Consider the following 15,684-nt stretch of genomic DNA (forward strand, 5'->3'; position numbering starts at 1 on the left):
TTCCCCTGCTTCTTAATTCAATTTTATTTGAACATCAACACCAGCTGCAAGATCTAACTTCATCAATGCATCTACGGTTTTTTCTGTTGGTTCAACGATATCCAATAATCTTTTATATGTTCTTAATTCATATTGATCTCTTGCATCTTTATTAACATGCGGAGAAATAAGAATTGTAAAACGCTCTTTTTTAGTAGGCAATGGAATAGGTCCTTTAACTTGGGCACCTGTTCTTCTTGCTGTTTCTACTATCTCACCAGCCGATTGATCAATCAATTTATGATCAAATGATTTCAAACGGATTCTGATAGTTTGATTAGACATATATATTACTCTATTATTGATGCAACGACGCCCGCACCTACTGTACGACCACCTTCACGGATTGCAAAACGCAAACCATCTTCCATGGCAATCGGTGAAATCAGCTTTACTTTTACTGAAATATTATCGCCAGGCATCACCATTTCAACGCCTTCTGGTAACTCTACCGCACCTGTTACGTCGGTAGTTCTGAAATAGAACTGCGGACGATAGCCATTAAAGAAAGGCGTATGACGACCACCCTCTTCTTTTGACAAGATATAAATTTCCGAATTAAAGTACGAATGCGGCTTGATGGTACCTTTGTGCGCCAATACCTGCCCACGCTCAACGTCATCTCTTTTGGTGCCTCTCAAAAGAATCCCGACATTATCGCCTGCTTGACCTTGATCAAGTAATTTACGGAACATTTCTACGCCGGTGCATGTTGTCGTCACTGTGGGCTTAATGCCGACAATTTCAATTTCCTGCCCAACCTTAACAATACCGCGCTCAATACGACCTGTTACCACTGTACCGCGGCCTGAGATTGAGAATACATCTTCGATAGGCATCAGGAATGCGCCATCTACCGCTCTTTCCGGCAAAGGAATGTAGGTGTCTAATGCTTCCACTAATTTCACCACCGAAGGAACCCCGATTTCGCTGGTATCGCCCTGCAATGCAAGTAAAGCTGAGCCTACGATAATTGGCGTATCATCACCTGGAAATTCGTACATATCCAATAATTCTCGAATTTCCATTTCGACCAATTCGATCAACTCCGCATCATCAACCATGTCCGCTTTGTTTAAGAAAACCACTACGTATGGCACGCCTACTTGCCTTGATAACAGAATGTGCTCTCTTGTTTGCGGCATTGGTCCATCAGCTGCCGAACAGACCAGAATAGCGCCGTCCATTTGCGCCGCACCGGTAATCATGTTTTTTACGTAATCAGCATGACCTGGGCAGTCAACGTGCGCATAATGACGCACCGCTGATTCATATTCGACGTGTGACGTGGAAATAGTAATACCACGCGCACGTTCTTCAGGTGCATTATCAATCTGATCAAAGGCCTTAACTTCTCCACCCTGGAGTTCAGCCATTACTTTTGTTAAAGCAGCAGTTAAGGTGGTTTTACCATGATCGACATGTCCTATTGTGCCGACGTTTACGTGGGGCTTACTACGCGAGAATTTTTCTTTGGCCATGAGTTAATACCTTTAATTATATTCAATTTTATGAAGATTTTTTAATGATCGCTTCCGCAATATTTGCAGGCGCTTCATTATATTTTTCAAACTGCATACTGTATGTTGCCCGCCCCTGTGTTGCCGATCGCAAATCAGTTGCATAACCAAACATTTCAGCCAACGGTACTTCGCAGTTAAGCGTTTTCCCTGATGGAGTATCCTCCATACCCTGAATTATCCCACGCCGCCTATTGATATCACCTACAACATCACCCATATATTCTTCAGGTGTGGCAATTTCAACTTTCATTATCGGCTCAAGTAAAACAGGATCTGCCTTCCTAGCCCCCTCCCTGAAACACATGGACCCGGCAATTTTGAAAGCTATTTCGTTCGAATCCACATCGTGATACGAACCATCAAATAAAGACACCTTAACATCCAGTACAGGATAGCCAGCTAGAATACCACTCTTCAACTGCTCTTGGATACCTTTATCTACAGCGGGTATAAATTCTTTTGGGACAACACCACCAACAATTTCATTTACAAACTCATAACCCGCACCAATTTCTTGCGGCTCAATGCGCAACCAAACATGGCCATACTGCCCCCGCCCCCCAGATTGTCGAATAAATTTACCTTCTTGCTCAACTGTCTTTCGAATTGTTTCTCGGTATGCGACCTGAGGAGCACCAACATTTGCCTCAACATTAAACTCCCTCTTCATGCGATCGACAATGATCTCTAAGTGCAATTCCCCCATTCCCGAGATAATTATTTGACCCGACTCTTCATCCGTATGCACTCTAAAAGAAGGATCTTCTTGAGCCAACTTGCCCAATGCAACCCCCATTTTCTCTTGATCTGCTTTTGTTTTCGGCTCCACCGCAACCGAAATTACTGGATCCGGGAACTCCATGCGCTCAAGAACTATGACACTATTAAGATCACAAAGCGTATCTCCTGTAGTTACATCCTTGAACCCAATTGCAGCAGCTATATCTCCAGCACAAACCTCTCTTACTTCTTCTCGGCTATTTGCGTGCATTTGCACTATGCGTCCAACACGTTCTTTTTTCTTTTTTATTGGATTATAAATGCTATCCCCAGAATTCAGAACACCAGAATAAACCCGAAAAAAAGTTAACGTACCCACAAAAGGATCGGTAGCAATTTTAAATGCCAAAGCCGAAAAAGGGGCGCAGTCGCTAGCAGCACGCACCTCCACCTCAGAACCATCTTCAAGATGACCTTTTACAGCACCAACATCAGTTGGAGCAGGCAGATATTCTATTACCGCATCCAGCATTGCTTGAACACCCTTATTCTTAAAGGCTGAACCACAAAATGCAGGAACAATTTGATTAGCTATAGTCCGCAAGCGAATTCCAAGCTTAATATCTTCGTCTGATAAACATCCCTCTTCAAGATATTTATTCAATAAATCTTCGTTTGCCTCTGCAGAGGCCTCAACCATATATTCTCTCCATTTCTGGCAGAGACCCAGCATACTTGCAGGAACATCCTTTTCCTTAAAGGTCATCCCCATATTGGCCTCATCCCAATATATAGCCTTCATCTTAATAAGATCAACAACCCCTTCAAAACTATCTTCAACTCCAATCGGCAACTGCATTGGAACTGCTTTACCGCCTAATCTCGACTTAATTTGCTCAATGACACGAAAAAAATCTGCGCCACAGCGGTCCATTTTATTCACAAAAACCAATCGAGGAACACTATACTTGTCCGCCTGACGCCAAACCGTTTCAGACTGAGGCTCAACCCCTCCAACAGCGCAAAATATCGCGCACGCACCATCTAAAACTCGCAATGAACGCTCGACTTCAATGGTGAAATCCACATGCCCAGGCGTATCTATAATATTTATACGGTGCAAAGGAAACTGACTTTCCATTCCACTCCAAAAACAGGTAGTTGCAGCAGAGGTAATGGTAATACCCCGCTCCTGTTCCTGCTCCATCCAATCCATTGTTGCAGCACCATCATGCACCTCACCTATCTTGTGAGATACACCTGTATAGTAGAGTACACGCTCTGTTGTTGTGGTTTTACCCGCATCAATGTGCGCCATGATACCGATATTTCGATAAAATCCAATTGGAGTTTTACGAGCCACAACTATACAGTCTTCAATGTAATTCGCTGATTACCAACGATAATGAGAGAAAGCTTTATTTGCTTCCGCCATTCTATGAGTATCTTCACGCTTTTTAGCGGCAGAACCCCTGCTTTCAAAAGCATCCATTAACTCGCCAGCTAACTTTGCAGGCATATTTCTTTCATTTCTTTTTCGTGAAGCATCAATCAACCACCGCATCGCCAAAGCCATACGCCTTGAAGGACGGACCTCAACTGGAACCTGATATGTTGCACCGCCAACACGGCGAGATTTAACCTCTACCCTAGGCTGAACATTTTCCAAAGCCTTAGATAAAACTTCTAATGGTTCACTATGCCCTTTGCTTTCAATTACATCTAAAGCACCATAGACAATCCCTTCAGCAATAGATTTTTTACCACTTTCCATAATCATATTCATAAATTTGGTCAGCATAATACTGCCAAATCTCGGATCTGGAATAATTTCTCTTTTTGTAGCGACTCTTCTTCTAGACATTTATCTCACCAACCAACGTTTAGCCTTTAGGCCGTTTTGTTCCATATTTAGAGCGACCACATTTTCTGTTAGTCACACCTGATGCATCCAAGCTACCACGAACAACGTGATATCTCACACCGGGCAAATCCTTGACACGACCACCTCTTATCAGAACCACGGAATGCTCCTGAAGGTTATGACCCTCACCACCAATGTAGCTACTCACTTCAGCTCCATTAGTCAGTCTAACCCTGGCTACTTTTCGTAACGCCGAGTTTGGTTTTTTAGGCGTTGTCGTATAAACACGAGTACATACCCCCCTACGCTGAGGACAAGCCTCTAATGCAGGAACATTGCTTTTTTCTATCTTTTTAGCACGAGGCTTACGAACCAATTGGTTGATCGTGGCCATAACTTTGTTTACTCCGATGTACAATTTAACTGCCAGACAATAAAATAACCGCCGCACTTAATAAATACAAACGGTTAATTACGATTCGACCCGACCTAAGCATGTCTGCTCATTTGAGCAGAACATAATACTTGCTAATACCTAGCAGGTCAAGTCCATATTTAAAAACGATTTCCTAAATATTCAAAGCCTGCTTAAGGGCTTCTTCCACATCCCCAGCATCCACCGCCAGAGGCGCCTCACTCTCAACCAAATCATGCTGAGCAAATCTGTTTTTTCTGCCTTCATGAAAAGCCAAGCCAGTTCCTGCTGGGATTAAACGACCAACAATAACATTCTCTTTTAATCCTTGTAAGCCATCACTTAATCCACGCACCGCTGCATCAGTCAATACACGGGTTGTTTCCTGGAATGACGCCGCAGAAATAAATGACTCCGTCGCCAATGATGCCTTAGTAATCCCTAACAACACAGAATTGTAACTTGCCGGAATCTTTCCTTCAGCCTCCATCTTGTCATTTTCTTCTCGCATTGCGGCACGCTCAACCTGATCCCCTTTCAGGAATCCTGTGTCACCTGACGCAGTAATCTCAACCTTTCTGAGCATTTGACGAATGATAGCCTCAATGTGTTTATCATTGATCTTAACACCCTGCAAACGATATACATCCTGGATTTCCTTAACCAGATAGTTAGCTAACTCCTCAATTCCTCTTAACCTGAGAATATCGTGTGGAGTCAACTCACCTTCTGCAATCGTTTCACCCTTTTCAACATACTCACCCTCAAAGACCGTAATATGACGCCATTTGGGTATCAGGGTTTCAATTTGCTCACCTGCAGGGTCGGTAATTATGACCCGCTGCTTGCCTTTGGTTTCTTTCCCAAAAGCAATAGTTCCACTGGTCTCAGCAAGGATCGCAGGATCTTTTGTTTTTCGCGCTTCAAATAAATCAGCAACCCGCGGCAAACCACCGGTAATATCTCTCGTCTTACTAGACTCCTGAGGAATCCTCGCCAAAACATCACCGACCTTAACTTCTCCGCCGTCTTTGATCCCGGCAATCGCACCGGCTGGCAAGAAATATTGCGCAGGTATTTCAGTACCCGGCAAATAAATTGAATTCCCATCACCATCAAATAGCTTCACCATTGGCCGTAATTCCTTACCCGCACTTCCCCGCTGCTTTGGATCAGTGACGACCAATGAACTCAAGCCGGTAACTTCATCAGATTGTTTTTGTACGGTGACACCGTCGACAAAATCAACTAACTCAACCACACCATCTACTTCAGTTATTACCGGATGCGTATGAGGATCCCAAGCAACAATTATATCACCGGCATTGATTCGAGAACCTTCCTGTACGGAAAGTACCGCCCCATAAGGAATTTTATAACGCTCTTTTTCCCGGCCATAATCATCAACCACACCGACCTCACCCGATCTTGAGACCGCAACCAGGTTTCCTTCACGATTCATGACCGATTTCAGATTATTAAGACGCACAGTTCCCGCAGACTTAACCTGAACATTACTGATTGCAGCAGATCTAGATGCCGCCCCACCGATATGGAAGGTCCGCATAGTCAACTGCGTACCTGGCTCACCGATTGACTGCGCCGCAATAACACCTACCGCCTCACCAATATTCACCAGATGACCGCGACCCAAATCACGCCCATAACAAGCAGCACAAACACCATGTCTGTTTTCACAGGTAATGATTGAACGAACCAAAACCTGATCAATACTATGCTCATCAAGAACAGCCACCCAGTGCTCATCCAATAACGTACCGCCGGGTACCACAACAACATCTCCAGCCGGATCCATGATGTCATTGACAGCAACTCGGCCTAATACGCGCTCTGACAATGGCTCAACAACGTCACCACCTTCAATAATTGGGGTCATGATCAGACCATTAGTCGTACCGCAATCATCACCGTTAATGACCAGATCCTGCGCCACATCGACTAATCTACGTGTCAGGTACCCTGAGTTTGCAGTTTTTAATGCCGTATCCGCCAGACCTTTACGGGCACCATGAGTAGAGATAAAGTACTGCAATACGTCCAAGCCTTCCCTGAAATTAGCGGTGATCGGCGTTTCAATAATAGAGCCGTCAGGCTTAGCCATCAAGCCACGCATCCCAGCTAACTGACGAATCTGAGCCGCAGAACCCCTTGCCCCTGACTCAGCCATCATAAAGATAGAATTAAACGATTTTTGTTTTACCGTCTTACCTTCAGCATTAACAACCGACTCTTCACCCAGCCCATCCATCATGACCTTAGCTATCTGGTCGTTAGCATGCGACCAAATATCAACAACCTTGTTATATCGTTCGCCGTCAGTTACCAAGCCGGAAGCATATTGACTTTGAATCTCGTTAACTTCAGCATCGGAAGCTTTAATAATATCGATTTTTTTAGCCGGTATTACCATATCTTCGATACCAAATGAAATTCCTGAGATCGTTGCATACCTGAAACCCAGATACATCAACTGATCGGCAAGTATTACCGTATCTTTGTTACCCAAATAACGATAACTGTAGTTAATTAACCGCGATATATTCTTTTTGGTCATATCACAGTTAACCATCTCGTAAGGCATACGATCTGGAACGACTTCCCAGATTAACGCACGACCCACGGTAGTTTCTACGCGATGAGTTTTATCTTCAGTTTCGCCATTTTCATTCACCACCTTTTCCGTGATGCGTACTTGAATTTTAGATTGCAATTCAACTGTTTTAGTTAGCAGAGCCTTATGAATTTCACCGACACTGACGAATATACTGCCATCACCTTTTGCATTAATTTTTTCACGGCTAATATAATAAAGCCCTAGAACCACGTCTTGAGACGGATTAATGACAGGCTCACCATTTGCAGGAGACAGAATGTTATTCGTCGCCATCATTAACGTTCTGGCTTCAATTTGAGCTTCAATTGATAACGGAATATGCACAGCCATCTGATCGCCGTCAAAGTCAGCGTTAAATGCACTACAGACCAACGGATGCAACTGGATTGCCTTGCCTTCAATCAGCGTAGGCTCAAATGCTTGAATACCTAGTCTATGCAAGGTAGGCGCACGATTTAATAAAATGGGATGCTCACGGATAACTTCTTCAAGAATGTCCCAGACTTCAGCGCCTTCTCTTTCAACCATTTTTTTCGCAGCTTTAATGGTTGTGGCCAGGCCGCGAAATTGCAGCTTGCTAAATATAAATGGCTTGAATAACTCCAATGCCATTTTTTTCGGAAGTCCGCATTGGTGCAGCCTTAACGTAGGCCCGACAACAATGACCGAACGCCCCGAATAATCAACGCGCTTACCTAACAAGTTTTGTCTAAAACGACCTTGCTTGCCCTTGATCATATCTGCTAATGATTTAAGCGGCCTTCTATTGGTTCCGGTAATCGCACGACCACGACGGCCATTATCAAGCAACGCATCAACAGATTCCTGCAACATGCGCTTTTCGTTACGAACGATAATGTCAGGCGCATTCAAGTCCAGCAACCGGTTTAAACGGTTGTTTCTGTTGATAACCCGGCGATAAAGATCATTCAAATCAGAGGTTGCAAATCGACCGCCATCCAGAGGCACCAGCGGGCGTAACTCAGGAGGCAATACGGGCAACACTTTCAGAATCATCCATTCAGGGCGATTTTTTGAACTCAATAACGCATCCATAACTTTCAGGCGCTTTGAGTACTTCTTGATCTTGGTTTCTGAATTGGTAGAATTTATTTCTTCACGAAGAATTTCAACTTGTTCTTTCAAGTCAATCGATTTAAGCAAATCATAGATCGCTTCTGCACCCATTTTTGCGACAAAATCATCGCCATGCAATTCAACTGCATCTAAATAATCATCATCGGTAAGCAGCTGCCCTTTATCTAAAGGTGTCATGCCGGGATCTAAAACCACGAATGATTCAAAATATAACACGCGCTCGATTTCGCGTAGCGTCATATCCAATAACAACGCTATTCTGGAAGGCAGTGATTTTAAAAACCAAATATGTGCAACGGGACTGGCTAAATCAATATGCCCCATTCTTTCACGACGAACCTTGGACAACGTAACTTCAACACCGCACTTTTCGCAAATAACGCCGCGATGCTTCAGTCTTTTATATTTACCGCAAAGGCACTCATAATCACTGACCGGGCCAAAAATCTTAGCGCAAAATAAACCATCGCGCTCAGGCTTAAAGGTCCGATAATTAATCGTTTCCGGTTTTTTTACTTCGCCATATGACCAGGAACGAATCATATCCGGTGATGCCAGACCAATGCTGATTCCGTCAAAATCATCGGCACGACCTTGGCGTTTTAGGAAATTCATTAAATCTTTCAAGAACTTGTCCTCTTTAAATGCTTTCTGGCGTATACCAGAACAGGCTGTAGGTTAGGTTGCGACTGCGTAAATGCAGGAGGCAGAGCAATTGCTGAGACGCTTTATTTCTGCATCGCAACCCAACGGGTACGGCATTGGTTTGTCGGATTAGACTATGCTACCAACAGTAGGCGCTTTAGGCGACCCGACCTACACACCTAATCCCGCTGCAATTCTATATTGACAGCCAATGAGCGGATTTCTTTAATTAAAACATTAAATGATTCCGGCATACCGGCTTCCATTTTATGATCGCCATCGACAATGTTTTTATACATGCGCGTTCTACCGGTCACGTCATCAGATTTAACTGTCAACATTTCCTGCAGGGTATATGCCGCACCATAAGCTTCAAGCGCCCAGACCTCCATTTCCCCGAAACGCTGACCGCCAAACTGCGCTTTACCGCCTAACGGCTGCTGCGTAACCAAGCTATAAGGTCCTGTTGACCGTGCATGCATCTTGTCATCAACTAAATGATTCAACTTCAGCATATACATATAGCCAACCGTGACTTCGCGTTCAAACGGTTCGCCGGTCAAGCCATCATAAAGCGTAACCTGCCCATGCTCAGGCAGATCTGCCAACTTCAACATAGTGCGAATTTCGTCTTCACTTGCGCCGTCAAATACAGGAGTCGCCATAGGCACACCACCGACAAGATTAGTCGCCATTTCCAGGATTTCTTGATCGGTAAATGAATCTAAATCTTCTTTACGCCCACTGCTGTTATAAATTTTGTCCAAATAATCCCGGATCGCAGTAACTTTGGCTTTTTCTTGATCATATTGAGCTTCCAGCATTTTACCTATCTTAATGCCCAGACCTTTTGCTGCCCAACCCAAATGCGTCTCAAGCACCTGCCCGACGTTCATCCTCGAGGGTACGCCTAATGGGTTCAAGACTATATCAACCGGATTTCCATCAGCCGTATAAGGCATGTCTTCAATTGGCCTGATCATAGAAATAACGCCTTTATTTCCATGACGTCCGGCCATCTTATCTCCAGGCTGTATGCGTCTTTTAACCGCCAGATAAACCTTGACCATTTTCAGAACACCAGGCGCCAAATCGTCACCCATAGTGATTTTTTTGCGCTTGACTTCAAATTTTTCATCAAAGTCTTTTCTTTGCTGCTCTACCTGACCAACTACGGTTTCCAGCTGAAGATTAATCTCTTCATCCTTCATGCGGATTTTCAGCCACTCTGAATGCTTCAAGCCATTAAGATATGATTGGCTTATTTCGGTTCCCGCTTTTAACTGCCCTGGACCCGCTTGAGCAACCTTGCCAACCAAAAGTCTGGCAACACGCGCAAAAATATCTTCTTCAAGAATTTTCAGCTGATCATCAAGGTCTTTCCGGTAACGCTTGATTTCTTCCTGCTCAATATCCAGAGCTCGCTTATCCTTCTTTACGCCATCACGGGTAAATACCTGAACATCAATAACCGTACCTTCTATACTTCCAGGTACACGTAACGAGGTATCTTTAACATCGGCCGCTTTCTCGCCAAAAATCGCACGTAATAATTTTTCTTCTGGTGTTAACTGGGTTTCACCTTTTGGCGTTACCTTACCCACCAAAATGTCGCCGCCTTTAACTTCAGCACCAACATAAACTATTCCCGATTCATCGAGTTTGGATAACGCTTCTTCGCTGACGTTAGGAATATCTGCAGTAATTTCTTCCGGGCTATGCTTGGTATCACGCGCTACGCAAGTTTTCTCTTCGATATGAATCGTGGTGAAACGGTCTTCTTTAACAACGCGCTCTGAAACCAGAATCGAATCCTCAAAGTTGTATCCATTCCAAGGCATAAACGCAACCAGCATGTTTTGCCCTAACGCTAACTCACCCATATCCGTAGACGGCCCATCTGCCATAATATCGCCGGCATTAACAATATCGCCTGGCCTTACCAGTGGTTTTTGGTTGATACAGGTATTCTGATTTGAGCGTGTATATTTAATAAGGTTGTAAATATCAACCCCCGGCGTACCTGTTTCGGTCTCCGTATCATTTACACGCACCACGATTCTAGCCGCATCAACTGCTTCAATTTTACCGCCACGCGCGGCAACCACGGTCACGCCTGAATCTTTAGCAACTGTTCTTTCCATGCCTGTACCCACTAATGGCTTTTCAGCCCTTAGCGTAGGAACAGCCTGACGTTGCATGTTTGATCCCATCAATGCCCGGTTAGCATCATCATGCTCCAGGAAAGGGATAATGGACGCCGCTACCGATACAATCTGCTTAGATGACACATCCATATACTGCACAGTGTCAGACATGGCCAAGGTAAATTCATCTTTATGCCGACATGACACCAAGCCATCAACCAGCTTTCCGCTTGCATCTACAGCAACACTGGCCTGAGCAATGACAAACTCGCCTTCTTCAATAGCCGACAAATAATCAACATGATCGGTTACTTTGCCATCGACTACCTTTCTATAAGGTGTTTCCAAAAACCCATAATTGTTGGTGCGCGCATATACCGACAATGAATTTATCAAGCCAATATTTGGTCCTTCAGGTGTCTCAATAGGACACACACGACCATAATGCGTTGCATGTACGTCACGAACCTCAAATCCAGCGCGTTCTCTTGCCAAACCGCCAGGTCCCAAAGCCGATACCCGGCGTTTATGAGTTACCTGGGATAATGGATTATTTTGATCCATAAACTGCGACAACTGACTGGAACCGAAAAACTCTTTTACCGCTGCAGAAACCGGTTTTGCATTGATAATTTCCTGCGGCATCAATCCTTCTGAATCGGCAAGTGTTAATCGCTCCTTAACCGCTCGTTCAACCCGAACCAAACCTACACGGAATTGGTTCTCAATCATTTCTCCAACCGAGCGTACACGTCTATTGCCTAAATGGTCGATATCGTCAACATTACCGTTACCATTACGAATATCAATTAATTCTTTGAGTACATCAATGATGTCATCTTTAGTTAAAGTACCGGGACCTGTTATTTCTTGACGCCCCAAACGACGATTAAACTTCATTCTTCCAACTGTTGATAGATCATATCTTTCATCAGTAAAGAACAAGTTCTGAAACAAATTCTCAGCAGAGTCTTTAGTCGGTGGTTCGCCAGGACGCATCATTCTATATATTTCAACCAATGCTTCAAGACTATTGGAAGTTGGATCCAGCCTCATCGCATTAGACATGTACGGACCTTTGTCTAAGTCATTGACGAACAAGGTGTTAAGGTCGGTTATGCCGCTCTCAATGCATCGATCTATTATCGGTAAAGTAAGCTCGTCATTCACATTGGCGACCAACTCGCCTGTAGATCGGTCAATCAGGTTATGTCCTAATATCTTACCAAACAAGTATTCTTTGGGGACTTCGACTTCAGTCAAACCGGACTTGTTCATTTCACGGATATGCTTAGCCGTAATTCGTCGACCCTCTTCAACCAGTACCTGACCATCCGCAGTCTTAATATCAAACGCTGCAATTTCGCCACGCATACGCTCAGGAACGATATGGAAAATACATTTTTGCGTATCAATGGTAAATTTATTCATTTCGAAGAAAATCTTGATCATTTCTTCGTTGTCAAAGCCTAAACCTCTAAGCAAAATAGTTGCGGGTATTTTTCTTCGTCTGTCTATTCGAACAAATACACAATCTTTATGATCAAATTCAAAATCTAACCACGAACCACGATAAGGAATAACCCGAGCATTAAATAACAGCTTTCCTGACGAATGGGTCTTGCCTTTATCATGATCAAAGAAAACGCCAGGCGAACGATGCAACTGAGAGACAATTACCCGCTCTGTCCCATTAATGACAAAGGTTCCATTATCCGTCATCAATGGCAACTCACCCATGTAAACTTCCTGTTCACGGATATCCTTGACTACTTTTGCATTCGCAGAGGCTTCTTTGTCATAAATAACAAGACGAACCAATACCCTTAAGGGGGCGGCGTAGGTTGCGCCTCTTTGTTGACACTCTCTTACATCAAAAACAGGCTCCCCCAATCTATATTTCACATACTCCAGCACCGCATATCCGGAATGGCTTTCAATGGGAAAAACACTAGAGAATGCAGCATGCAAACCCCTGTCTTCACGCTTTTCAGCCGTAACACCTGATTGCAAGAAGCCCGCATATGAATTAATTTGCGTTGCCAGAAGATAGGGAACATCAAGCACCTCAGTACCTTTCCCAAAGTTATTTCGAATACGCTTTTTTTCTGTAAAAGAGTAGGACATATCGCTTCCAAACCTTTTCGTCATAGATAATTTTCTACCGTGCAATTAGTGCAAACAGTAAAAGGCCGGTGACAAGGTTGCCACCAGCCATACTTGGCAGGCGCGTCAGATTTCAACGCCTCTGCAATCGAGTCAAAATTTATTTAATTTATTTAATTTCGACAGTAGCGCCTGCATCAACAAGCAGCTTTTGTGCTTCTTCTGCTTCAGCTTTAGAAACGCCTTCTTTCACTGTTGTTGGAACACCTTCAACAGCATCTTTAGCTTCTTTCAAGCCTAATCCAGTAAGACCGCGCACTGCTTTAATAACTGAAACTTTGTTTTCGCCGAAAGACGTCATAATAACGTTAAATTCAGTTTGCTCTTCAGCCGCAGCCGCAGATGCAACAGGTGCAGCTGCAGCTGCAACTGCCGCTGATACACCGAATTTTTCTTCCATCGCTGAAATCAAATCAACGATTTCCATAACGCTCATCTTTGAGACCGCTTCCAAGATATCTTCTTGCGAAATTGCCATTGTGTATTCCTCTAAAATAATAAGTTTTAAACTGGTTGTAGCACTAGAAACGTTGCATTGCAACGCAATACTATGCCGCTTCTTTCTGTTCTCTAATTGCAGCCAAAGTACGCACAAATTTCTCTGTAGGCGCTCTCATTACTGACATTAACAGAGCAATACCTTGATCGCGAGTAGGCAGACTAGCTAGTCGAGCAAGCTCAGACCCATCAAACGACTGTCCGCCAATAGCGACTATCTTGGTAATTAACTTGTCGTGAGTCTTAGCAAAATTACTGATTAAGCGCGCCGCAGATCCTGGATCTTCCATAGAAAATGCAATCAATAACGGACCTACCAGTCCGCTCTGCATACATTCAAATTCTGTTCCTACTACCGCTCGTTTTGCCAACGTATTTTTTACTACACGCAGATAAACACCTGTCTCTCTCGCAGTTTTGCGCAGCTCGGTTAATTCCGAAACTGTCAATCCACGATATTCTGCTGCAACTGCAGAATGAGCTTTAGCGGCGAATACAGCGACTTCTTCTACGACAGCTTTTTTGCTATCTAAATTTAGTGCCACAGCTTACCTCCGGAATTTATCCCCAGAATTAATAAAAAGCATTCATTCGAATACCCCTTACGGTCCCTTTCCCCAGTTTTTTTAGGTTCCAGCTTCCGTCTACGCAGGACATATTAAGTTTTACAACTCCTGCGGTCTTTGACGGTTACCGAACGGGTCGGCAACCCAAAGTCTTTTACTCGGTAATTGCTCCTGCATTACTCTACCTTCTGCGTCCATGCAGTCGAACGTTAAATTGAAATACTACTCTGATCTATACACAAACCAGGACCCATCGTCGAAGATAAGGTTATCTTTTTAATGTATATCCCTTTTGCAGCAGTCGGCTTTAGTTTTTTTAAATCTGCAATCAACGCCTCCAAATTACCCTGAATAGCTGTTTCATCGAACGCAACTTTACCCAGTGTGCAGTGAATAATCCCTGACTTATCAGTTCGATACCGAACCTGCCCTGATTTAGCATTTCTTACTGCTGTGGCAACATCAGCGGTTACAGTTCCAACCTTAGGGTTAGGCATTAAACCTCTAGGACCCAAAATTTGCCCCAACTGACCTACCACTCGCATAGCATCTGGAGAGGCAATAACCACATCAAAATTCATTTCACCTTTTTTTACTAGATCGCCTAAGTCATCCATACCGACTATATCTGCGCCAGCTTCTCTTGCAGCATCTGCATTAGGTCCTTGCGTAAAAACTGCAACTCTGACTGTTTTTCCGGTGCCGTTTGGAAGCACTGTTGCACCACGAACATTTTGATCGGACTTACGAGGATCAACGCCCATATTAACGCTAACATCAATCGCTTCATTAAACTTTGCAGTACTCAATTCTTTCAATAACTTAACCGCTTCAGCGATTGAATACTGCTTGGTTTTATCAACTTTTCCTTTGATAATTTTCGCTTTTTTTGACAACTTAGCCATTATAATCCCTCCACATTCAGGCCCATGCTATACGCACTGCCTGCAATCGTTTTTACTGCGGCTTCCAAATCTGCCGCATTCAAATCTTCCATTTTTGTTTTAGCAATTTCTTCCAACTGTGCCCGGGTTACCGTGCCCACTTTCTTAGTATTAGGATTGCTGCTGCCACTTTTAATACCCGTCGCTTTCTTCAAAAGAATTGAAGCTGGCGGAGTTTTTGTAATAAAAGTAAAACTACGATCACTATAAACAGTGATAACCACAGGCAAAGGCAAACCCTTTTCTGTGTCTTGTGTTTTAGCGTTAAAAGCCTTACAAAACTCCATGATATTAACACCTCGCTGACCCAATGCTGGACCGACTGGTGGACTTGGATTTGCTTCGCCCGCTTTAACCTGCAATTTTATATACGCAGTTATTTTTTTAGCCATTATTTACTCCAAATATGGGTACAGACGCCTTT

Annotated in this window: 11 protein-coding genes; all 11 read right to left on the reverse strand. The window is 43.7% G+C overall.

The features are described 5' to 3' along the window. Positions 1–12: 12 nt before the first annotated feature. The 11 genes from rpsJ to rplK all read right to left on the reverse strand — a co-directional run bounded on the left by rpsJ (position 13) and on the right by rplK (position 15,652). Positions 13–324 (reverse strand): 30S ribosomal protein S10, encoded by a 312-nt coding sequence (gene rpsJ, locus ABXJ76_RS16840; protein ID WP_006890490.1) that lies wholly within the window; start codon positions 322–324, stop codon positions 13–15. 5 nt (positions 325–329) lie between these two features. Further along, positions 330–1,520: an elongation factor Tu gene (gene tuf, locus ABXJ76_RS16845; protein WP_432742187.1), complete on the reverse strand. Its 1,191-nt coding sequence runs from the start codon at positions 1,518–1,520 to the stop codon at positions 330–332. 28 nt (positions 1,521–1,548) lie between these two features. Then, positions 1,549–3,645: an elongation factor G gene (fusA, locus tag ABXJ76_RS16850; protein ID WP_432742189.1), complete on the reverse strand. Its 2,097-nt coding sequence runs from the start codon at positions 3,643–3,645 to the stop codon at positions 1,549–1,551. A 30-nt stretch (positions 3,646–3,675) separates the two neighbouring features. Continuing rightward, positions 3,676–4,146: a 30S ribosomal protein S7 gene (gene rpsG, locus ABXJ76_RS16855; RefSeq protein WP_006890493.1), complete on the reverse strand. Its 471-nt coding sequence runs from the start codon at positions 4,144–4,146 to the stop codon at positions 3,676–3,678. A gap of 19 nt (positions 4,147–4,165) precedes the next feature. Then, entirely contained in the window at positions 4,166–4,540 is a 375-nt protein-coding gene (rpsL, locus tag ABXJ76_RS16860) for a 30S ribosomal protein S12 (protein ID WP_006890494.1), read from the reverse strand. Positions 4,541–4,715: 175 nt separating this feature from the next. Beyond that, the gene (gene rpoC, locus ABXJ76_RS16865; RefSeq protein ID WP_432746557.1) at positions 4,716–8,909 is read right to left on the reverse strand and encodes a DNA-directed RNA polymerase subunit beta'; all 4,194 of its coding nucleotides are present in this window, start codon (positions 8,907–8,909) and stop codon (positions 4,716–4,718) included. A 209-nt stretch (positions 8,910–9,118) separates the two neighbouring features. Next, on the reverse strand, positions 9,119–13,213 hold the full coding sequence (gene rpoB / locus ABXJ76_RS16870; protein ID WP_432746559.1) for a DNA-directed RNA polymerase subunit beta: 4,095 nt from the start codon (positions 13,211–13,213) through the stop codon (positions 9,119–9,121). A 148-nt stretch (positions 13,214–13,361) separates the two neighbouring features. After that, a complete protein-coding gene (rplL, locus tag ABXJ76_RS16875) occupies positions 13,362–13,730 on the reverse strand; it encodes a 50S ribosomal protein L7/L12 (RefSeq protein ID WP_432742192.1) in 369 nt (122 codons plus the stop codon). Between the two features lie 70 nt (positions 13,731–13,800). Continuing rightward, positions 13,801–14,295, reverse strand: a complete 495-nt coding sequence (gene rplJ / locus ABXJ76_RS16880; RefSeq protein WP_432742194.1) for a 50S ribosomal protein L10 — start codon at positions 14,293–14,295, stop codon at positions 13,801–13,803. Between the two features lie 230 nt (positions 14,296–14,525). Next, entirely contained in the window at positions 14,526–15,221 is a 696-nt protein-coding gene (gene rplA / locus ABXJ76_RS16885) for a 50S ribosomal protein L1 (RefSeq protein WP_432742196.1), read from the reverse strand. Then, positions 15,221–15,652 carry a 50S ribosomal protein L11 gene (gene rplK / locus ABXJ76_RS16890; RefSeq protein WP_340121071.1) on the reverse strand — a complete coding sequence of 144 codons (432 nt, stop codon included), beginning with the start codon at positions 15,650–15,652 and terminating at the stop codon, positions 15,221–15,223. The genes rplA and rplK overlap by 1 nt, the downstream gene beginning before the upstream one ends. Positions 15,653–15,684 lie beyond the last annotated feature (32 nt).

Origin of the sequence: Methylobacter arcticus (assembly GCF_050917435.1) — a bacterium.
Classification (GTDB): domain Bacteria; phylum Pseudomonadota; class Gammaproteobacteria; order Methylococcales; family Methylomonadaceae; genus Methylobacter_A; species Methylobacter_A titanis.